General features: G+C 43.6%; 21 protein-coding genes and 4 pseudogenes. 17 read left to right on the top strand and 8 right to left on the bottom strand.

The genetic code is table 11. The annotated features are described in order from the left end of the window. Positions 1-37 precede the first annotated feature (37 nt). The 9 genes and pseudogenes from ACR32F_RS24640 to ACR32F_RS24600 all read left to right on the top strand — a co-directional run bounded on the left by ACR32F_RS24640 (position 38) and on the right by ACR32F_RS24600 (position 6,470). Positions 38-1,036 carry an endo-1,4-beta-xylanase gene (locus tag ACR32F_RS24640; protein ID WP_440111694.1) on the top strand — a complete coding sequence of 333 codons (999 nt, stop codon included), beginning with the start codon at positions 38-40 and terminating at the stop codon, positions 1,034-1,036. Between the two features lie 150 nt (positions 1,037-1,186). Beyond that, positions 1,187-1,369: a hypothetical protein gene (locus tag ACR32F_RS24635; RefSeq protein WP_440111692.1), complete on the top strand. Its 183-nt coding sequence runs from the start codon at positions 1,187-1,189 to the stop codon at positions 1,367-1,369. Between the two features lie 131 nt (positions 1,370-1,500). After that, positions 1,501-2,319 carry a purine-nucleoside phosphorylase gene (locus ACR32F_RS24630; RefSeq protein ID WP_440111690.1) on the top strand — a complete coding sequence of 273 codons (819 nt, stop codon included), beginning with the start codon at positions 1,501-1,503 and terminating at the stop codon, positions 2,317-2,319. A gap of 76 nt (positions 2,320-2,395) precedes the next feature. Beyond that, positions 2,396-2,905: an ABC transporter permease gene (locus ACR32F_RS24625; RefSeq protein ID WP_440111688.1), complete on the top strand. Its 510-nt coding sequence runs from the start codon at positions 2,396-2,398 to the stop codon at positions 2,903-2,905. A 269-nt stretch (positions 2,906-3,174) separates the two neighbouring features. Beyond that, on the top strand, positions 3,175-3,636 hold the full coding sequence (locus ACR32F_RS24620) for a helix-turn-helix transcriptional regulator (RefSeq protein WP_440111686.1): 462 nt from the start codon (positions 3,175-3,177) through the stop codon (positions 3,634-3,636). A gap of 68 nt (positions 3,637-3,704) precedes the next feature. Continuing rightward, positions 3,705-3,980 (top strand): annotated as a pseudogene (locus ACR32F_RS24615) (phosphorylase family protein); the annotation flags it as partial. Between the two features lie 294 nt (positions 3,981-4,274). After that, on the top strand, positions 4,275-5,297 hold the full coding sequence (locus tag ACR32F_RS24610; protein WP_440111683.1) for a hypothetical protein: 1,023 nt from the start codon (positions 4,275-4,277) through the stop codon (positions 5,295-5,297). A 108-nt stretch (positions 5,298-5,405) separates the two neighbouring features. Further along, a complete protein-coding gene (locus ACR32F_RS24605; protein WP_440111680.1) occupies positions 5,406-5,942 on the top strand; it encodes an SMI1/KNR4 family protein in 537 nt (178 codons plus the stop codon). Positions 5,943-6,020: 78 nt separating this feature from the next. After that, the gene (locus tag ACR32F_RS24600) at positions 6,021-6,470 is read left to right on the top strand and encodes a GNAT family N-acetyltransferase (RefSeq protein WP_440111678.1); all 450 of its coding nucleotides are present in this window, start codon (positions 6,021-6,023) and stop codon (positions 6,468-6,470) included. Between the two features lie 322 nt (positions 6,471-6,792). Here the strand turns inward: ACR32F_RS24600 and ACR32F_RS24595 are convergent, their stop codons facing one another. Then, positions 6,793-7,677 carry an SDR family NAD(P)-dependent oxidoreductase gene (locus ACR32F_RS24595; RefSeq protein ID WP_440111676.1) on the bottom strand — a complete coding sequence of 295 codons (885 nt, stop codon included), beginning with the start codon at positions 7,675-7,677 and terminating at the stop codon, positions 6,793-6,795. Between the two features lie 132 nt (positions 7,678-7,809). Here ACR32F_RS24595 and ACR32F_RS24590 point away from each other — a divergent pair, with 132 nt between their 5' ends. Next, positions 7,810-8,271 (top strand): MarR family winged helix-turn-helix transcriptional regulator, encoded by a 462-nt coding sequence (locus ACR32F_RS24590; protein ID WP_440111673.1) that lies wholly within the window; start codon positions 7,810-7,812, stop codon positions 8,269-8,271. An 18-nt stretch (positions 8,272-8,289) separates the two neighbouring features. On the opposite strand, the gene ACR32F_RS24585 is transcribed toward ACR32F_RS24590, so the two are convergent. The 3 genes from ACR32F_RS24585 to ACR32F_RS24575 all read right to left on the bottom strand — a co-directional run bounded on the left by ACR32F_RS24585 (position 8,290) and on the right by ACR32F_RS24575 (position 9,562). Further along, positions 8,290-8,634 carry a hypothetical protein gene (locus ACR32F_RS24585; RefSeq protein ID WP_440111671.1) on the bottom strand — a complete coding sequence of 115 codons (345 nt, stop codon included), beginning with the start codon at positions 8,632-8,634 and terminating at the stop codon, positions 8,290-8,292. Between the two features lie 183 nt (positions 8,635-8,817). Further along, the gene (gene yidD, locus ACR32F_RS24580; protein WP_440111669.1) at positions 8,818-9,324 is read right to left on the bottom strand and encodes a membrane protein insertion efficiency factor YidD; all 507 of its coding nucleotides are present in this window, start codon (positions 9,322-9,324) and stop codon (positions 8,818-8,820) included. Positions 9,325-9,337: 13 nt separating this feature from the next. After that, positions 9,338-9,562: a hypothetical protein gene (locus ACR32F_RS24575; protein WP_440111667.1), complete on the bottom strand. Its 225-nt coding sequence runs from the start codon at positions 9,560-9,562 to the stop codon at positions 9,338-9,340. A gap of 167 nt (positions 9,563-9,729) precedes the next feature. Here ACR32F_RS24575 and ACR32F_RS24570 point away from each other — a divergent pair, with 167 nt between their 5' ends. The 6 genes and pseudogenes from ACR32F_RS24570 to ACR32F_RS24545 form a co-directional block, all read left to right on the top strand. Then, positions 9,730-10,527, top strand: a complete 798-nt coding sequence (locus ACR32F_RS24570; protein ID WP_440111665.1) for a hypothetical protein — start codon at positions 9,730-9,732, stop codon at positions 10,525-10,527. 542 nt (positions 10,528-11,069) lie between these two features. Further along, positions 11,070-14,624 carry an S-layer homology domain-containing protein gene (locus ACR32F_RS24565; protein WP_440111663.1) on the top strand — a complete coding sequence of 1,185 codons (3,555 nt, stop codon included), beginning with the start codon at positions 11,070-11,072 and terminating at the stop codon, positions 14,622-14,624. 24 nt (positions 14,625-14,648) lie between these two features. Beyond that, a pseudogene (locus ACR32F_RS24560) lies at positions 14,649-15,164 on the top strand (helix-turn-helix transcriptional regulator). Positions 15,165-15,230: 66 nt separating this feature from the next. Further along, on the top strand, positions 15,231-15,767 hold the full coding sequence (locus tag ACR32F_RS24555; RefSeq protein WP_440111661.1) for a DinB family protein: 537 nt from the start codon (positions 15,231-15,233) through the stop codon (positions 15,765-15,767). Between the two features lie 336 nt (positions 15,768-16,103). Then, positions 16,104-16,698 (top strand): annotated as a pseudogene (locus ACR32F_RS24550) (YdeI/OmpD-associated family protein). 84 nt (positions 16,699-16,782) lie between these two features. Then, positions 16,783-17,111: pseudogene (locus ACR32F_RS24545) on the top strand (ATP-binding cassette domain-containing protein); the annotation flags it as partial. Positions 17,112-17,238: 127 nt separating this feature from the next. Here the strand turns inward: ACR32F_RS24545 and ACR32F_RS24540 are convergent. Further along, positions 17,239-17,721 carry an RNA polymerase sigma factor gene (locus tag ACR32F_RS24540; RefSeq protein ID WP_440111659.1) on the bottom strand — a complete coding sequence of 161 codons (483 nt, stop codon included), beginning with the start codon at positions 17,719-17,721 and terminating at the stop codon, positions 17,239-17,241. Between the two features lie 74 nt (positions 17,722-17,795). Here ACR32F_RS24540 and ACR32F_RS24535 point away from each other — a divergent pair, with 74 nt between their 5' ends. Beyond that, complete coding sequence (locus ACR32F_RS24535; RefSeq protein ID WP_440111657.1) at positions 17,796-18,155, top strand: hypothetical protein; 360 nt, start codon at positions 17,796-17,798, stop codon at positions 18,153-18,155. Here the strand turns inward: ACR32F_RS24535 and ACR32F_RS24530 are convergent. The 3 genes from ACR32F_RS24530 to ACR32F_RS24520 all read right to left on the bottom strand — a co-directional run bounded on the left by ACR32F_RS24530 (position 18,118) and on the right by ACR32F_RS24520 (position 20,932). After that, a complete protein-coding gene (locus ACR32F_RS24530; RefSeq protein WP_440111655.1) occupies positions 18,118-19,341 on the bottom strand; it encodes an amidohydrolase family protein in 1,224 nt (407 codons plus the stop codon). The genes ACR32F_RS24535 and ACR32F_RS24530 overlap by 38 nt on opposite strands. Positions 19,342-19,537: 196 nt before the next feature. Next, entirely contained in the window at positions 19,538-20,149 is a 612-nt protein-coding gene (locus ACR32F_RS24525) for a TetR/AcrR family transcriptional regulator (RefSeq protein ID WP_440111653.1), read from the bottom strand. Between the two features lie 354 nt (positions 20,150-20,503). Next, positions 20,504-20,932, bottom strand: coding sequence for a hypothetical protein (locus ACR32F_RS24520; protein WP_440111651.1), 429 nt, complete (start codon positions 20,930-20,932; stop codon positions 20,504-20,506). Positions 20,933-20,972: the final 40 nt, after the last annotated feature.

Below are 20,972 nucleotides of genomic sequence, written 5' to 3'. Positions count from 1 at the left end.
GTATGATGAAGGAAAACCTGCGGGGAGGAATCAGAATATGGCCAAGGAAATCCCGTCTCTACATTCTGCTTATGCGAGTCAATTCAAAATAGGTGCAGCGGTACATACGAAAATGTTGCAGTCCGAAGGGGAATTTATCACAAAGCACTTCAATAGCATTACGGCTGAAAATCAGATGAAATTCGAAGAAATTCACCCGGAAGAGGATCGTTATACATTCAAGGCAGCAGATGAAATAGTTGATTTTGCAGTCAATAAAGGAATAGCTGTTCGCGGACATACGCTGGTATGGCACAATCAGACATCGAAATGGGTCTTCCAAGATGCTTCAGGAAATCCGGCATCCAGAGAGCTGCTGCTGTCCAGGTTGAAACAGCATATTGACACGGTGGTGGGCCGATACCAAGGACAAATTTATGCGTGGGATGTCGTAAACGAAGCCATAGAAGACAAGACGGACCTCATCATGCGTGATACACCATGGCTCCAGTTGATAGGGGAGGACTACTTGCTTCAAGCTTTTAACATGGCCCACGAGGCAGATTCCGAGGCGCTGCTTTTCTATAATGATTACAACGAGACTGATCCGATCAAACGTGAGAAGATTTACAATCTGGTCCGGTCATTGCTGGATCAAGGAGCGCCTGTACATGGTATTGGTATGCAAGGTCACTGGAATATTCATGGCCCCTCCATTGAGGAAATCCGGCTCGCCATCGAACGATATGCTTCATTGGATGTACAGTTGCATGTTACAGAGCTGGACTTGTCCGTGTTCCGCTATGAGGATCGACGAACGGACCTCACAGCACCTACTTCGGAAATGGCTGAGCTGCAGGAGCAGCGTTATGAGGAAATTTTCCGATTGTTCCGGGAATATAAATCGTCGATCACGTCTGTGACGTTCTGGGGGGGAGCAGACAATTATACCTGGCTGGACAATTTCCCTGTACGTGGACGCAAAAACTGGCCTTTTGTGTTCGATCAACAACGACAGCCGAAGGGATCGTTCTGGCGTATTATTGACGGAATATAGTTGCAGCCAGCCCCTGAAATATGCGAAGCAGTCTATGAGGAAAATGGGAGAATAGACAAAGTTCTTTTCTGGATTTATATGGTAAAATATGCTAAGATAAAGCGATAGGATATTTTGAGTCGAAATTTGATCCCGAAATGAGATGAGCAGATGGATTCCATCCGCAACTACCTGTTTGTTTTTACAGGCAATTTTGCAGCTGCCTATTTTATCTTTTCTGAAGGGACCCTTCGCGAGCCCTTGATGTTTGCTGTATGCATGCTGCTGCTAATGCTAGGGATCGATTACATGAAAAGCAAAACTTCACACGCACTGGATGAGCGTCGATTATAGAGAAACAGATCAGAACCAAGTTGTTTGTGTTCAATGAATAGAGCCGATTCTCGACAGAGGATCGGTTTTTTGTGTACACTTGATGTATAGCAACTTTTTACCAAACTTAGATTATCAGGAGGAATATACTTATGCACCAATCCGAACATATTCAGGAAGCCAAAGACTACATATTAAGCAGAATTCATTCCAAGCCAGTAGTGGGCATGATTTTGGGATCTGGGCTGGGCCCGCTCGCGGACGAAATCGAGAATGCTACCATCATTCCCTATAGTGAAATTCCGTACTTCGCCAAATCAGAGGCTATTGGTCATGCAAACGAATTGGTTATTGGAGAGCTGATGGGCAAGACCGTTGTTGCCATGAAGGGACGTCTTCATTATTATGAGGGCTTTACGCTGGATGAAGTGACCTTCCCGGTTCGGATCATGAAAGCTCTGGGTGTGGAGCAACTGATCATTACCAATGCCTGCGGGGCGATTAATACAAGCTTCGAACCAGGACAGCTCATGATCATTACGGATCATATCAATCTGGTGGGCAATAATCCGCTGATTGGCCCTAATAACGATGCATTGGGTGTGCGCTTCCCGGACGTGTCACAGGTATACAACCGCGAATTGCGCAGTATTGCCTCACGGGTAGCTTCTGAGCAGAATGTTAGTCTGCAGGAAGGTGTCTATGCCTGGTGGAGTGGTCCTGCGTATGAGACACCCGCCGAGATTCGCATGATTCGTACTATGGGTGCGGATGCGGTGGGCATGTCGACGGTTCCCGAGGCGATTGTAGCCATTCATGGCGGAATGAAAGTACTGGGTATCTCGTGTCTGACAAATATGGCTTGTGGTATTCTGGATCAGCCGTTAAGCCATGATGAAGTAATCGAAGTGGCTGCAAAAGTGAAAACGACCTTCATTGGATTGGTCAAAGGTATTTTGCAAGAGATGTAATCACGAGATTATTTTGAATTTGGGTTGTCAGTTCAATTCGACCTAACAAAGTTATATGATCACAGAAGAAAATTTGTTGAAGTATAAGCTGCTTGGTTTGAATTCATTTACGGTTTCATTCGGTATGTTTTTAGCAACACTAGTTTTTCAGATCATTGCTACCCTTTTACTAATCATATTTGCAGTTACAACTAAAGGGGTTTCAATACCCTATGATAATATTATTTCTGTCATATTAATGGTAATGCTTATTAACCTGTATCAGTTTTCAATCGTAATCTTGTTGACAGCTCTTGTGGACAAGAGCACTACGTATCAATCAATTGCCCTAATTATATTCTATATTCAGATTTTTTTGGGTGGTTTAACATTCCCACCAGAGATGTTTCCTCAAGTCGTAAGAAATATTGTATATGTCTTTAATCCGATCATTTATGGTTTAGAAGCCATGCGGGGAATATGGACGGACGGTCACAGCATTTTTGTTTATGCGAAGGAGTTTCTGATTTTGTTACTTGTCTCAACCTTTTTGATAAGCATAGGCTTGTTGTTAGCGAAGAAAAGGGAGAAAATTCAGTATCAATAACCGGGTAGAATAGAGTGGAGTATCTTTGTTGTAGTAACTTTTACATGCCGTTGGTTTCCTATTTTTTATGGGAACCCAACGGCAGTGTTATTTTAGGAAGGCAAAACGTGTATGTGTTGTGTAATGGTATGGGCTAATTCCTAAAAGGTACCCAACAAGTTGAGGAACTTTAGAAAAATAGAATTCTATTTTCTAAAATTCCTTTAAATGGACTACATATTTGGTTTTAATTAACTTAGATTAAACAACAAAAAAATGGTGGTGAGCAAATGACGAAGAATATATTGAGTGAAAAGTTAAAACAGTATCGTGAACAAAAAGAAATCACACAACAGGAACTTGCAGAGTTATTAGATGTTAGCGATAAGTCCATCTCAAAGTGGGAATTAGGAAATGGTTATCCAAGCAAAAAAAACATGATGAAAATTGCAGATCTACTTGACGTGTCTTTGGAGGTTATGTTAATTGAGGAGAAGCATGAGGGAAATAAATTTAAAAAAAGTTTGAAATATGGATTAATTAGTTACTGTGTTATTTTTGCGGTTACAATATTGATTAAAGGGTGGAGAGAACAAGAGCGCTATCAAGATTTGTGGAGTGAGAATTTAAGTGAAGTGATTAAATTAGTGTTTATTACGTTTGGACAAAACATATTTACTGCTTTAATTCCAGCTATGATAATTGGTTTAGTTTTTTATTTTTATATCATTCCACGACAGGAAGTCGATTGAATTTGGAATGTAGATGGACTGATATGTACTTGTGTTTATCCAGAAACAGTCACAGTGAAGGAGTAGCGGGTGTCTATGCCTGGTGGAGTGGTTCTGCATATGAGACACCCGCCGAGATTCGCATGATTCGTACTATGGGTGCGGATGCGGTGGGCATGTCGACGGTTCCCGAGGCGATTGTAGCCATTCATGGCGGAATGAAAGTACTGGGTATCTCGTGTCTGACAAACATGGCTTGTGGTATTCTGGATCAGCCGTTAAGCCATGATGAAGTAATCGAAGTGGCTGCAAAAGTGAAAACGACCTTCATTGGATTGGTCAAAGGTATTTTGCAAGAGATGTAATAGAGCGGAGATCGTTTCTTACCTATAAGCTTTAGCGTAAAAAGCATTGTCCATGACGGAATGATTCCGGTGGGCCATGCTTTTTTTGGAGTTGTCTGACAGCTTGTTCTGCGGAGCAACGTTTATTGAACGTTAGTGGATTATAGGGTAACAAGCATTGCTTGGATCAGTGAAACTATGATAGTATCGAAATAAGAAAATATATGAAATGTTTACAAAAAGTAGATAATGATAGGTGAACTACGGGTTAGAGAAGCATACTTTTAATAAAATGCTTAAGAACGGAGACCGATTATGATTAAAACTCTCAAAGTCAATGAACCTTTAATGACAACGTATCCGCATCATGCCAATTTGTTTTCGATGCTAGATCTGGATCAGCGTTCACTCAGCTGGGTCTATCATAATTATCTGTTGGTGATGTTGCATCATAATGATGAAGGCGGGTATGGGCTGGATGTATGCTCCCAATATTACCCATGGCACCAATTCAAAATGGCCACATGTCCTATGATTATTACGAGGGTATATGAGAGCGAGATGGTTCTCAGCCAATGGAAGCTTCAAGATTTTCTTGTAGAGCTGCTTCAGAAGGATAATTACATTTATTTTCTAAGGAAGAGACCTAACGGGATGAATCATGAATTGTTCATATCCGGATTCGATTCGGATCAGGAGCTGTTTCTATGCCATGATTTTTGGGATGGAGTATACCAGACGAGATGGCTGCCTTATGATGAGATCAGATTGATTGAAGACTCGGCTTTTTACGCAGAGTGGTCTGCAGATTATTTGAACGGCATATGGGCGATCGAGAAGACGGATAAATATAAAGCGAAGAGCGAGTTTTACTATGAAACCGTACTGAATTTTACCAAAGAGGATCTACTGGACGTGTTAAACGAGTATATGGGCATAAGCAATCAGGTGCGCAGTGTACTCAGAAAAGACAATCGGTATGTCGGCATTGAAATATACGATATGATGACCGATTTATTGGATATACAAAAAGAGCGGTTGAAGAATCAAGCCTTTGCCATTCATCCCTTTCAATTACTTTACGAGCATAAGAAGCTGCTCATGCAAGCCATTCAGGAGTTTTTTCCCGAGTTACAGCTTCGTGACAAGCTGGAGGAGATGGTCAATGATACATTGAAGCTTCGTAATCTGGTCATGTATTCAAATGTTTTCATAGCAGAGCATGGGATATATAAGAAGTATGATACGATCCTTCAGAAGATTAGGGACTTGAAAGTGCTGGAATCCGAGATCATGACTAGTATACTAAATAACCATATTCCTTCAACTATCAATTGATTGCGCTTACCTCACGAAGCGATTGAATCCATGATGATTCAATTGCTTTTTTTGTTGACGTGACGCTGAATGATATGGAAGTATGGATAAAAAGGAGATGAGGGTGTAATGAACCAACAGGCAGAACTATTGTGGCAACGTATTATGGATAAAGCGGTGAGTATTAATGCAGACACTGAGGCTGCGCTCAATCTCCAGCCGGGTGCGACGGATGAAGATTTTCAATCCGTGGAAAAAGCGTTGGGCGTTTCCTTGCCTGAAGAGATGAAGGCACTCTATCGCGTGCATAACGGGCAAGTCTGGGATATTGGGGTGAACTCCTTTGTCCGAAATTTAACTTTGTCTCCCCTCTCGCAGATTAAGGAGAACTGGACATTTCTACAAGAGGAATTCGATCCAGATGAGATGGAACCTGAGATTGGGGATGCCATCAAGCCCATGCTGTGGAACTGCAAATGGATTCCGATTGCGGAGAATGGTGGAGGTGATTATCTATGCCTGGACACAGACCCATCAAGTAAGGGAAGCGTAGGGCAGGTGTTAACCTTTTGGCATGATTGGGGACATCGGTCGGTTGAGGCTACGGGGTTATTTGAATTTATTCAGAAGTGTTTAGAGGAAGAGGATGAGGATGATGAAACTTAGATCCTCAGAACATTTTATTATGGAAGGCATTCCGGATAATTTATTCAGTTATTGTTCGAATTGAAAGGAGTCAATCCAATGATCCAGATTACGATGCGCCAATCTATACAGAAAGACCAAGAGCAGTTGGCAGATTTGCGAGCCCTGGCCCTATATGATGATCTAACCAGGCTAGGAAGGTACGATGATGTGAAAGTGCGTGATCGTTTCCGTAATACGTTCGACGCTGTACATACATGGATTATTGAGGTGGAGGGTTCGTTAGTGGGTTGTGTAGCGCTGAAGCCCAAGTCCGAGTCCGAGGAGGTTTTGTTAGAACACTTCTACATCCATCCCGATTATCAAGGCCAGAAAATAGGAACTCAAGTGCTGAACATACTTCTGGAACAGGATGAAGTTCAGGGGAAACGTGTTATTTTAAATGTGTTGCAGGGAAGCCCTGCTCGGCGATTGTATGAACGATTTGGATTTATCTTGGACAGTGAAGATGATGTGGATGTGTTTATGTCTGTCCAATTGCCGCAATAGTATGTCACGCTACGTAGTAAAGTTAACTTCATAGTTACACGACAACGGAGAGGACAGAAAAAATCTGTAGAAGCGGAGCGTTCGCCTTTATCCCCGGAGTTCCCCCATTGAAAAAGAGTATTAGAAAAATCCGGGGATAACAGTGATCGGAAGATTGTTCTGTCATCGAAGTGATCAGTGGATTGTGTGCCCCTTCTACGGATCACTTTCTGATAAATATGGCACAGTAAACTGATGTTTCTCCGTTCAGGAATTAGGCTAGGCATTGCGCATCTGACTAACTATTTTGTTCATGATCCGTATACATCTATTGAGGTAAGTGTCACTCTTTATCCAACAAGCCACGTTCTTTCATTAATTGTGTCGTAACCTTCCAAAGTTTGTTTTGCATCGCCTCATCTCCGCCCGGATGTACAGGAACAAGCGCAGCTCCATTTCCCACATTAAAATATCCTCCCGATACCTCACCAAACTTCGGTTCCACAGCCAAACGAGTCATGATGTCTGCACCCCGGCGTGGGTCGCCGATATGCAAAAACGTTAAAATGCGCTCAAGCACACTCGCAAACCAAAGCTCTCGTCCAAGGCCTGTGACATTAAAGCCCGGATTTAAGGCATTTACGTGGATTCCAGTTCCATCCCATTGACGGGCAAGTTCACCTGTAAACATGATATTGAGCAGTTTGGTTTTGCCATAGATTGGGGAGGAACCGCGGGCAGTAAAGGAAGACGTATCCGTCAAGTCATCCGGCAGCACCAGTGTGCCATGATTTCGCGAAGCTTCGGATGCAACATTGACAACTCGGGCATGGCCTGCCTGAATCAGGGAAGGTTGCAATGTGTGCGTTAACAGCCAAGGTGCCAAATAATTTACGGCGATCATCTCAGCAAATCCTTCGGATGTGACTCTCTGTTCAAAAGCATGAAGACCCGCATTATTCAGCAGTACGTCTATACGTGGATAAGCGGCTGCAATCTCAAGGCCAACACGTTTTACATTGCTCAGTAAGGACAAGTCTCCAAAGAAAAAGTCGATCTTGGCGGATGGCATGATTTCCTTGATTTTGTAGCTGGTCGCCTCGGCGCGTTCCTTGCTTCGGGCTGTGAGTACAAGATGTGCACCGCGTTTGGCGAGTTCCAGGGCAGCCAGCTGCCCTAATCCACTTGTTGCTCCGGTAATTACAATAACGGGATGTGTGGTGTGCATGATGATATCTCCTTTTGACACGAATAGGGTTAAATTATATAATGGACATAAATCAACTATAAGTATTAATTGATATTTGTCAACTATATATTTAAAAGCCTGCTTCAGTGTATCAAGGAGGGAGTAACCATAATGAGTGAAAATCCAGTCAATACCAAAGATAGAGAAACCCTGGAGCTGGCGCTTGGTGAGCAGATCCATGCGCTGATTAGTGCTTCACATGCGCTTAATGTCCGATCTGCCGAACGTTTTGATGCAACCCTGCAACCTGCCGCTTTTCATCTGGTCCGGTGGTTATACTCCTACGGCCCTATAAGCGCCGCAGCTTTGGCAGAAGCGACTGCCATGGACCGCAGTTCGGTAAGCCGTTTGATTAAACAACTTGAGAAGGCGGGGTATGTAAGCAAGGAGCCGGACCCTGAAGATCGGCGCGGCGTTTTGCTGTCTCTTACTGAGGCTGGTCAACAATCGACGGTGAGTGCGCTCAAGGAGAAGGAATCAGTTTTTTATGCTCGTATATCTGGATGGGATGATAAGGAACTGGAGCGTTTCACCACCATGCTTCGGCAGTTTAACGGATTTGATAGTGAGTGAGAGGTTCTCCAAATGATTTCATAGTTTCCAAGGAATCTTTGGGAGCTTATATCGGAAACCCTGATGGTTTTCTTTTTTTACATAAATCCAAGGTGGTGGGACAGGGGTGCCTTTTGCTTTATACAAGACCGTTCCTTCATCGCTTATCGAATATTGTTCGACAATGCTTTGGAAGTCCTCCCAATTAACCTTACCTTGGTAAGATAGTGTCTGCCCTTGAACGACAACATGAGGTGCACCTGAAATGACTCTCTGTGTTATGTTGAGAACTCCAACCTTTCCAGAACACCAAATCGCAAGCTCGCTTATTAAAAGTATGCTAATCAAAATAACTATGCTCACAATCCATCGCTTTTTTCTCATTTCGTGACCTCCGATAAATATTTGTAACCCTATCCGTAAAAGACTTGAAGATCTCTTGATGGACCCGGCATAGTCTGCCTTAAAGAGGTTCCATTTCGGTAAGAAGCTTGAGGAAGTAATGATAAAAGTTGAATTTGGGAATGAAGAAAGGCCCACAGGTTATCCATGGGCCTTGTTGAATAATTAAGGATAATCAAATCCTCCACCGGTGATATTGCATTTCCGAAGACGCTGGATACCAAGGGAAAGGCCCTTTACCGCGCCATATTTCTCAATAGCTTGTATCATATACACGGAACAGCTTGGTTCAAAACGACATTTGTTTCTCAACTCAATGGGTGCCAAACGTTGATACATTTTAATAATCCAAATTAGAATCGCTCTAGCACGTATCAGAACCATAAAGAACATACTTGCTATAAAAACAATCCGGGCACTCAGCAAGGCATACACTGGAATGAACTGATTTGAAAAATAGAAAATGACTATAGAGATCATTAGACCAACGAATAGTGAAAGCACAACGTTACCCAAAGACTTCAACACATTAATTTCTGGAATAACATGAGTTCTTATATAGAGATTGCTTCGAGGATCGTTTTCTTCGTGATGTGTATGTAAGAGTCTGATCAATTCTTCTTCGGATGGCATGTTATTATAAATCAGTTCCTCGGATTCTGAGTTTTTCATGATTCTTGAGCTATTAGTGAATCTCTCTGTAAAAGATCAACATGTAGTGATGCGTTGTAACGGGTTGCTGAAGACAACCGGGCTTCTCGGTAACCGCGAGCGACTCCATCGATTGATAGATCCATCCAGATTGTGCTTTGTAATTGATGATATCAGAAAACAAATTAACAGCGGCCTGGGTATCCCCTCGGTTTACTTGAACATTTTTGGGACCTGGAACGACAGTGTACTCTCTCATTTGAATCATCCTTTCATATATTGAAATTATAGCCATGGGCATTCCATTATTTTACTATGGGTACAGTAAACTGTCGATTGAAACTTATTAAATCATTGAGGCAACACACTCTGCTGGAATGTACTACATGTATTATCTATAAGGATTAGTTAGGGAGGTCTATAATCATGAAGTATATGAGAATTGTAATGATGATATGGATTGGTCTAATGGTCAGTTCCCTGATGGCGCCAAGTAGTTATGCCAGCAATGTACCTGAAGATGTACAGACCTTTGCCAAAGGACAAGGATTGGATGAATTCAAAAAAATGGTATTAGATGATCCTGTGGGATACGGTTATGAGAATGATGAAGAAGTTAAAGGTGTTACTTTGGGCCATGGTTTTGAAGTACATTTATTTGACTCTGACAAGTTTAAACATGTATCTGACAGTCTGATTGATGTGTCAAAGCCGACAGGACAGTATGACTTTATTGTGCAATCGGGCAGCGTTGGGAAATCATTTCTTAGTGTAGAACGATTTGAAGGTAAGTTCAGGGTAGTTCTTGCAGGAGGAGATGCATCCAGGTTGGATGCATCCTTAAGTATGATGACAAAATCCGTATCTACTGACGTAGATACGCTTAATCCGGTGTTAATCAAAGACGGTAATATCCGTTATCTGGCCGTTAAGATCGATGGTAAAGAAGTAAATATTCCAGATGTACCTACAGAGAAACAATCGCTCATGGGAGGCATGGATAATAATCAGCTATGGGATTCCGCCAAGACGATTGATTTCTTGAAAGATGTGCAATCCCAAGGAGTTGATCCAGAAGTAGACGGGGCGGGTGGCTATCCGGTCATCAACTCCGGTACGTCTACCAATAATTATATGAGCATAACAATAATAAGTTTGGTCATTGCTTTAGTAGGTTCAATAGCAGTGTATATGTGGGTAAGAAAAAGACAAAACATAAAATGATCGAATAGTAAGAGCAAGCAAGCTAGCTAGTCCATAGTGGCCCGCATTTCACAACCCGTTAACTCTAATTTCACAAAAGTAAACATGTAAAAGCTAAATCAAAATCCAGTCAAACCCAGCGTACCTGCGGATTCAGGGCGCATTGCTCCTGTGCATTCGTGGGTTCTTTTTTCTATATTCGGCAAATACTCCATCCCTAGATATTTACAAAGTCCTTCATTTCTCTCCCTTCGCTACCCCTGTTACGCCAGTTCTCTTCCTAATAGCCCACTAGCTGTGGTGGAACTTTCCTGAATAGTGAACAAAATCTGAATTTTGATTCACCCTCATGCAACCGCTCTCTAGCACATCTCCATACCTCAATATGAAGGAAAACAGAGCATGTTCTTTATAGACACAGCAAAAAAAATCGTTAGCGGTATATGAAGGAATGTAGGCATATGTAAAATTTTAAGTACATGCTTCCAAGTTATTGACCCTGCTCTCAAAGTCTCTTATATTTACTCCCGACACAACAACTTAGAACGGGTGGTGGGATGATCTTGTTCATCAATAAAGGAAAGAAAATGATAACTATGCTTACACTTATACCCTTGGCTACTGGCCTTGTTATGAGCGCTTTTCCTACGGCGGTAACGTATGCAGATACGGGAAATAATGCGCCACTCCATAGTTCGAATACAGGGTCATGGCAAACGGGAGATTTGCATGTACATACCTTTGAGTCCGATGATGCACAGGTTTCACTGGAGAACGTTCTCGATGCAGGTTTAACGAAATATGGGCTGGATTGGATCGCACTCACGGATCATTTGCGGTTATCGAAGCGAGATCACAACGGCGTAGACATTCCAGGTGGACCAATACCGATGTCCCAAGGGATGAATGAATATCAGGTACCACAGATCAAGGCACTTCAGGATGCAGGCAAATACGCAGGTAAAACGATCTTCTCCGGTTTCGAATGGGACATGCCGACACATGAACACGTTGGGGTGGGGATTCTCACGGATGAGCCGAACTCAACCGAAGCGCTGAACGCTGCCAAGGAATTCGAATACCGCTTTACGAATCGGGCAGCGAACCTGTTTAATGCGCCGGACGTAACGAAATGGGAACAGAGCGGAGAGCGTGCGTACACGACTCATCAGGATGCGCTGACCGCCATCAATTGGCTGGCAACCAACTATCCATCGACAAGTTATGCGATGATCAACCATCCTTCACGCGGTAAAAACAAATATACTATCGCGGATTTCCGCGATTTCAATGATCTGGCCCCACAAGTGGTATTCGGCATCGAGGGCATGTTGGGTAACCAGATGGAACCGGATCGCGGGGGGTACAACACAAGCTACAACGTAGCCAATCCGACCGCAGATGATGGATACAAATACCGTACATATGGCGGTGTGGACTATATGGTTGCCAAAGTGGGCGGTCTGTGGGATGCATTGCTGGGAGAAGGACGTCACTTCTGGAACTATGGCAATTCGGATTATCATTTCAAGACGATTGGCACGAATTCCAGCGGTTATTTTCCGGGCGAATATGCCAAGACCTATTCCTGGGTTGAGGGCACAGGCATGCAGGCGGTGCTGGATGGACTGCGTTCGGGTAAATCATATTCCGTGTTTGGTGACCTGATCAATGCCCTGGATTTCACGGCTTCGGGAGCGGGTACTCAGGCTGAAATGGGCGGAGACCTTAATGTGACCCAAGGCGACGAAGTAGAACTGAAAATCCGTTTCAAGAGCCCGGCCAGCAACAACTATGAAACACCAATCAACAGCGGCACGTCCGCTGGACAAGTACCGGTGGTAGATCACGTCGATCTAATTGCCGGAGATGTGACGGGCAAGGCCGAGAAGGGCACAGCCGCATATACCAAAGACACCAACGACTCTACCAAAGTGCTGGCTACCTTCACGTCCAACGATTGGACAACAGACGCCGAAGGCTACAATGTCATCACGTACAAGATCAAAGCCACAGACCAGGATCAGTATTTCCGCCTGCGTGGTACGAATCTGGGCATGAATGTGACAGGTGAAACTGTAGATGGTGAGCCACAGCTTGATCCGAAAATTACAACAGCTGATGCAACAACCCGCTTTAATCAAATTAATGACAGTAACTATCGCGATCTGTGGTTCTACTCCAATCCGATCTTTGTGAGTGCGACACCATACAGTGATACACAGGCAGTAACCGATACTCTCCAAGCCATTGATCTAGGTGATCTGAATTCGGTTACTTCCGACCTTACTTTGCCTGTAGAAGGAAAACATGGCGCGACCATTAGCTGGTCCAGCTCCAAACCGGAACTAATGAATAACGAGGGCAAGCTGCTAACGCAACCGGACAATAATGAACGACTCGAACTGACGGCAACGGTGCAACGTGGCAACGAAACCAGAACCAAAACATTCACTGTCATTGTGGAAGGAACGAATAATCAGGTGCTGGTGTTAAAAAGTAACATGGCCACCGCTGACGGTCAGCCGTATCATACGGACACATGGACGAACCAGTCCGTAACGGTTAGTGTAACCAGCGCAGTATACGCGCCTGCTACTTCCGCAATCATTGAGCTATCCCGCGACGGAGGCCAGACGTACGAACCTTATACGGAGAATACGCCTATGGAGGTAACGGAGCCGGGAGAGCACAACCTTGTATTCAAAGCAACAGACGATCTGGGTGAAACGTATACTTTGCCTCTCGTCATTAAAATAGACTCTGAGATTCCCGTCATCACCCTGCAAGGTAGAAACCAGATGACGCTGAACATGGGAGATACGTACAACGAGCCTGGAGCACAGGCTTCCGATAATGTCGGCATCCGTGGTTCAGTGCAGATGGATGGCACGGTGAACACACAAATAGCAGGGATCTACACCCTTCGTTATAACGTGAAGGATATCGCTGGCAATGCAGCACAGGAAGTCACACGTACGGTTACCGTACAAGCCCGTTCGGGCAATGGTGGTGGTGGTTCAGATGGTGGTAATGGAGGCAACTCTGGCGGGAATTCGGGAGGAAGTACACCAAGCGTACCGACAACGCCTACCGTTCCAACCACACCAAACATTCCAACTACACCAACCAATCCGGAAACGGGACCAGGTTCTTCTACTGAAGTAAAGGTAGAGGTAGAAGCAAATCAGCCTGTGCAAACGGGTTTGAAAGACATCGTGCAATTCAATGTTCCTTCGGGAGCCATTGGTTCCAAGGATACGTTGCAAGTGTCTGTTGTTGCGAAGGACAAGTTGCAGAATGCAGCTGCCCTGAATGTACTTGGACAAGCAGTACAGATCAGCCGCAGTGGCGGAAGAACGTTGAATGATCAGGCGGCATTGAGCATGAATGTGGATTCGGCAGATCTGCCGAATGGCACCCAACCTGCAATCTACTATTATAATGAAGCTCGTCAGAGCTGGGTATTTATCGGTGGCAAGACGAATGCTGCAGGAAGCGTGACGGCCAATGTAAATCATCTGGGTACATTCGTTGTGTCCAGTTACACAGCAGTTATTCTATCTGATCTGAATGGACACTGGGCTTCCGACTACGCGGATCGCTTGATAGGAATGAACGTGATTCAAGGTTACACAGATGGTACATTCCAACCATCGAAGAAGATCACACGGGCAGAGTTTGTTACGTTGCTTAGCAAGGCGCTGGCATTGAAGTCAGTGGAGTCGGATCTGACATTTGCAGATCAAGGCAGTCTGCCAGACTGGGCAAAAGGTGATGTTGCCGCAGCCGTGCAAGCAGGAATCGTGAAAGGCTACGGTGATAACACATTCAAGCCCGATCGGACGATTACCCGTGCCGAGATGGCTGTCATGATGGCGAATGCGCTGAAAGTAAGTTCAGATGCACAAGCCGGAATGTCTGGCAATACATCCGTTAAACCAAGCTTCACCGATGCATCGCAGACGCCATCTTGGGCACAAGAAGCACTGGATGCAGCGGTGCAGGCCAAGATTGTGAGCGGATATACAGACCATACGGTTCGTGCAGGAAGTGAAACGACCCGAGCGGAAGCTGCGACGATGATCTATAAATTGTTGCTGGCGATGTATGTGTAAGAAGTAAAGAAAGACCTTAACCAAATACGTAATGCCATTTTGGAGCAGCGTAAAATCAGCTTTATGTACCTGGAAAAAATGCCAGGAACGGATGGCAATCGGTATAACATGCGTGAGGTTTCTCCATATGGACTCTCACTTGTTCAGGAGAATTGGGTGTTGATTGCACGTTGTGATATGCGACAAGACATTCGTCATTTCCGCTTGTCACGCATGACTGAACTTTCCGTGCTGGAGGAGCCTTTCCTCTTGCCGTCTGGCTTTGATCTCAACAATTATCGACCTCCTGACGACTGAACCGAACAGGTATTAATTAGGGCGAAACCCGAAATTGCTGACAAAATTTTGGAGGCAATTCATTTTTATATGGATGCATTTGAGGAGCGAGAGGAAGGTATGATTTATCATTTGCGTGTCCGCTATCCCGAGGGAATATTGCATTATTTACTAGGCTGGGGTGGAGATATCGAGGTCTTGGAGCCGGAGTCTTTACGCTTCCGAATTCAGGAAGTAGCCAAAGATATCTTAAAACACTACTGACATACACTTGTCAGTAGTGTTTTTTTATACTGTGGTATATCACAGATAAAGAGGGTTGGTTGAAGGATGAGAAGTACAACGGAAGTATTGAAATCATTTGAAACGACAGTAGAACGATATTTGGCAGAACTGAAAAAATTGGATATGGGTAGCTTACATAGAAAACAGAGTGAGGAGGAATGGTCCATTGGACAGATGTATGTGCATTTGATTCAATCCGCGCTTTTCATGCATCTGCGTAATATTGAGCAGTGTTTGAGCAGCAATGATTCGACGCTAAACTCCGATGAGGAAAAAACAGAACTGGGTAGGCAAGTGTTCGAATTAGGACAATTCCTTGCCGTTCCTATTAAGGTCCCTGCTTCCCCGCAGTATACCCCGCAACCACCCGAGAGCATGGAGTCCTTGATCGATGGGCTTCACATGGTCGTGGAACGGATGAGGAGTACGGAATCCCTGTTACACCAAGCGTCCGTAAGCAACAAAATACTTCATCCAGCGCTTGGAGCTCTAAACGCTCAGGAGTGGTTTTTGTTAATAGAGATGCACTACAGACATCATTTTTTGCAATTGGATCGATTGGAAACGAATCTGGAAATGTAAACGAGAGTTAGACCAACTCTTTACGCGCGGAAATCGCGATTGATGATAGCTTGCTCGATGTTAGAAGACGAGACACAGTTACTACTGGATTTAACTTAAGCCAGAAATGTTAACCCAACCAAAAGGCCCAAAGATCGTCTATGGGCCTTTTGGATTTACGGATAATCAAATCCTCCACCGGTGATATTCATTTCCGAAGACGCTGGTGTTTGTTGCTGTGAAGGTTTAATTCGCAGTGGAAAAGTCAATGAAAGCTCTGTAAGCAACGCTGTACAATCCCTTGAAAACCAGTACAATTGATCCTATAAACCATGAGATAAAGAGGGGTGCTTCTCTATGACAGATACGAGTGGAAATCGCAAAGTTGACGGCTATCTAAAGAAATTAAAAACGTGGAAGGAAGAGTCCACGAAGCTGAGAGAGATCATTCGGAATTTTGAACTGACAGAAGATATGAAATGGATGCATCCTTGGTTACATGCTGGATGGGAAAAACATCGTTTTAATCCATGGATTCAAAGAGTACGTCGCCATTCTGTTTATCAAAGGCGCTTTGTTGAAAGACACCCACGGCATTTTGGTCCAGCAAACGGAGAATGTACAGGCAGGGCGTCAGATCCGATTCACCAATGTTGAGCAAATCGTGGAGCAGGAAGCCATTCTGAAAGCCTACATCCAAGAAGCTATTGAGGTGGAACAAGCCGGATTACAAGTGGAAATGAAAAAGACTGCCGAGTATAGCGTTCCAGAGGAACTTCAACAGTTATTCGATGAGAATCCTGCTTTCAAAGATGCATTTGAAGCACTGACACCCGGACGGCAGCGGGCATATCTCTATTATTTCTCACAACCAAAGCAATCCAAAACGAAAGTGTCACGAATTGAGAAGTCCATGCAGCCGATCCTGGATGGCAAAGGATTGAACGATTAATTTTATAACGACAAGGTCGGAACGAATATACGGGCAACAGGTCAAGTCTTTCGGATATCATCTGAAAGACTTTTTGCTGCTTCTCACGGCATTCGAGGCAAGAAGAAGCTAGACGAGATTGAGAGCCTGCGTTCCGCCGTTCTGTGGGACGAGGTGAAAGACAACCTGAAGCGCTCCGCGTTAAGCCTGTCCGGTGGGCAGCAGCAACGTCTCTGTATCGCTCGTGCACTCGCAGTGGAACCGGATATTCTGCTGATGGATGAGGCGACCCCTTCGCTTGATCCCGTCTCAACCTTCAAGATTGAGGAGCATGTGTATGAACTGAAGGAAAGTTATATTCCGCTACCCAGAGCTTGTTCGCCGAGCCTGTGGATGCGCGTACGCAGGATTATATTAGCGGCCGATTTGGGTGATTGTTTTTTCTTTGAGAAATGTGGGTGTCTTTCAGATATGATCTGAAAGGCTTGTTGCCCACTCATGATTTTGTGCTCCGAACTTTATTGTCTTGCAACTCGTGTTAATCATCCTGATTCCATTTTTTCAAAAATGTTGAAGTAATTTTTTTCGTGCCCTTGCCAACCGTTGAGTAAGGACAGACTCAGTCAAATGCAGTTCTTGACGGATTTCTCTATAAGATTTTTCTTTCATATAGAAAAGAATTAAAACTGCTCGATATTCTGGTTTTAATTCTTCAATTGATTGATGGAGCAATTTACTTTTTTCTTTAGCTTCTACCTCACTTGCTACACAATTTTTTTCAGAAAAAGCCTTATGTATATCAACATAATTGTGCGGGTGATTTACCATCTGATGCTCACGTTTTAATTTCCGTAAATGATCGAGAGCAGTATTGCGAGTAATTTGTTTGATCCAAGCTAGGATGTTTGTCTGAGAACGTATTTCAGAACCTTTGGTGATGATCTTTATAAAGGCGTCATGAATTATATCTTCTGTAATTGAGTGGTCATGAGTTATTAAATAAACATCCCAATAAACAAAGCGGTGGAATGAAAGATATATCATCTTTTGTTTGCTAATATCTAATTCATAGAGCGATTTGCATAATAATAAATGGAACCATTGTAACCAGCTGCATTGTGTTACTTGCCATCACTTTGCTTATTTTCTTTTTTGTAAAAGGCAGTGTCGGAAAAAAGTTATGGATGACAATCTTTTTTTCCATCATTATTTTCACCATTTCAGCAGTATACTTTTACTCTAATTTACCGCAATACACCTATGAAGAAGCTGCTAAGAAAGTGGCGGATGCCGAGAAGCAGGAAGGAAAATCAGTTCAGATTCAGATTCCCATGTATAGAGAAGATAAGCTGGGGGTAGGGAAAGATTCATTTTTTCAAATGACGAACCACACTTATTATATTTACTTGAATGTTGATGAGAAGCCTCTTGTATTTAAGTTCAATCCTCTAGGTGGTCAGTTTGAAGAAGTTCCATGATAATCAGATCGGCATGTTTTCCGATATCGACCGTCCCTGTAACATCGTCAACACCCAGGATCTTCGCATTGGTTCGGGTCACCATGTCGATGACCTGTTTGTTGTTCAGGTTGGCCTGTCTCATGTAGTGGTCCATCTCTCTCCACATATCATAGTGAGTCACGTAAGGCATGGCGGCATCGGTGCCTATACCAATGGTGATGTCGTTTTCGATCGCTTGCTTCACGCCTGTGAGCATGGAATCGTAGACTAGTCTGGAATTCTCTTTTACCGTTGCACTTACCTTCGTTACGCTAGTATCCAGTGAAGCGGATGGATAAGTGGCTTGCAGGGTGGGGATGAGTGCGGTATAGCCATTCAGGGCATTGGGATTATTTTTGTACAAACGAATGATTTCGTCATCCATCTCCGAACCGTGCTCAATAATATCGACGCCACCTTGTAACGCGACTCTAACGCCTTCCGTGCTTTCCACATGGGCTGCCACCCGCAGGTCAATCTTATGCGCTTCATCGCAGATCGCCGGAACTTCGTCCACCGTCATATGCAAACGGCCAGCTTCGCCCACCATTTTCGCATCTGTCAAGCCACTCGTCACACAGATTTTGATCAGATCCACGCCGTGTTTCACATTGATGCGTACATTTCTTCGTGCTTCCCACGGGGAATCGCCCACCAGAGCCAGGAATGGAGCACCATGTCCGCCCGTTACACTTAGGAAAAACCCGGAGACAAGCAGATTAGGGCCGACAAAGTCACCATTATTAATCTCATCTCGCAGCTGGACATCGGTGTAAAAGAATTCCCCCACACTGCGCATCGTTGTCACACCCGCATGAAGTGCGGTCAGCGCGTTGCGTTTCATTCGTTTTTTCAAAACGTTTCTACCAAACTTGGTGTTCAATATCCGATCATAGGCAAACTGTAGCAACCCTTCACTGACCGAGAGACTGAACGGTTTACCATCTGCAAAGAGGTGCACGTGGGCATTGATCAGTCCTGGCATTACGTATTTGCCGGTGAGGTCGATCGTTGTGTAGTGACTAGGGGTATGCAGGTCATTTTCTTTGCCGATATCCTGAATAAGTCCTTGTTCATTGACGAGAATGGTCATGTTTTTTTGCAGATTACGGCTTGAGTCGCCGTAAATCAGATTGACGTTTTTCAATGCGTAAGCGGTGTTCATGTTGTGTTCCTCCTTTGGATATGGGTGAAGCGAGTAGTTAGGGTAATGAAGATACCTGGTTAAATAATGAATAATTAATTCATTTTTAGATCAAAAAAATAGGTTGATCTATGATGAAGTTTTTTGCGTGCAAACCAAGTGAAGTTGGTATGATCTGCACGCTTTGTCTAACCGGCATAAGTGTTGAGACGGAGCATTACTCGTTGAGACTCTTCATACCGTACAGTCTGTATACATACAACGCTTCGAAAATTTGCTTCCGGCTGTCCTCACTCATATCCCTCTTCAATAGATCCAGGTTCATGTCGATCACGTTGTGCGCGAGGATGTTCAGTAAGATCAAGTTCTCCTCGGTGCCAATCTCATACCGTTTATATTGATTCTTCAGATAGGCCTTCTTGGTTTCGATCATCAGCTCAACAAGCTCGTTCTTGGCGTTGGTGTAGATCGTACCTTTATTCTTTTCGAAGATGATGACGATCTGATTACGGTACTTCCGTAATACATCTACCTGTTCCTGCAACAGTGCGGACTTTCGCTCGGTATTCGTTTCCTCGAACAGAGTCTGGTTATCAAAGTGAATCGTCTCCACCAACACATTTTTCAAATAATCTACCAGATCCGATGGCACGACGGCGTAGAATAGTTCTTTCTTGTTCTTAAAATAAGTATAGATGTTGCCCACGGAAATATTGATCTCATCCGCGATATCGCTCATCTTGGCATCCACATAGCCTTTTTCAAAAAAGACCTTGAGCGCCGCATATTCAATCTCTTTCCTGACTTCGTCTTTCTTGGCTTGCACCATCGGGAACGACTCCTTAATAATGAATGAATGATTCGTTATTAGGATAGACCTTTTTGAGGGGGGTGTCAAATAGGGGGAGGCTGAACTAAATCTTGGCATATAGAAGATCTAGTGCTTATTCGTATGTTTATTTAAAATAAGCCACTAGGACAGGAACAGTATGGATGAAGACATTGAAATACATATTATTCATTTGGGGAAAAGTGACACTAATAGATTTAATCAATAATTAGTGGAGGAATTTGAAGCTTTATGCGAGAGCGGCGTGATGAATTATGTTGTATATGGGAAGATATAGAGGTAATGAACAAGGAGCACTTAAACATGTGCTCCTTGTTTTAATATTAGATAGTCTTATTTCGAATTTAAAAGTTCAATTATGTCAGAATTTTCTTTCTTTATGGCGAGTGTTTTTTTTTCATTGTTCGGTAATAGTTGCTCGAATGTTACGTTATATAGTTCCAAAGCTTTTTTCCAATCGCCTGTATTTGTAACCTCAGAAGCTTTAGAAAGAAATTTTTCATAAATAGCCTTTTGTTGTTCATTAGAAGGGACTTCGTCATTGTTAAATTGTAGACCTAAATAAAACATCTGTTTTTCTGGATTATATGCATAGTGGGTTGAGGCGACTTCAGCTTCATCTGTTTCAATGTTTAGACTTGATTCTTTCATAGTCTTAATTAAGTCATCGAGAGATGCTTCTTTTTTCTCATTACACGAAATAAGCAATACAGAGATAAGGGCAATTAGGCTTATTATTATAGTAAAACGTAACTTGGCCATTATTTATCCTCCCGAGACTTTAATGTTAAGAAGCATTTTA

The sequence above is a fragment of the Paenibacillus hebaui genome, from assembly GCF_051934385.1.
Lineage (GTDB): Bacteria > Bacillota > Bacilli > Paenibacillales > Paenibacillaceae > Paenibacillus.
The sequence above is the reverse complement of the archived record's forward strand: the minus strand, read 5'-3'. Positions and strand labels throughout refer to the sequence as shown.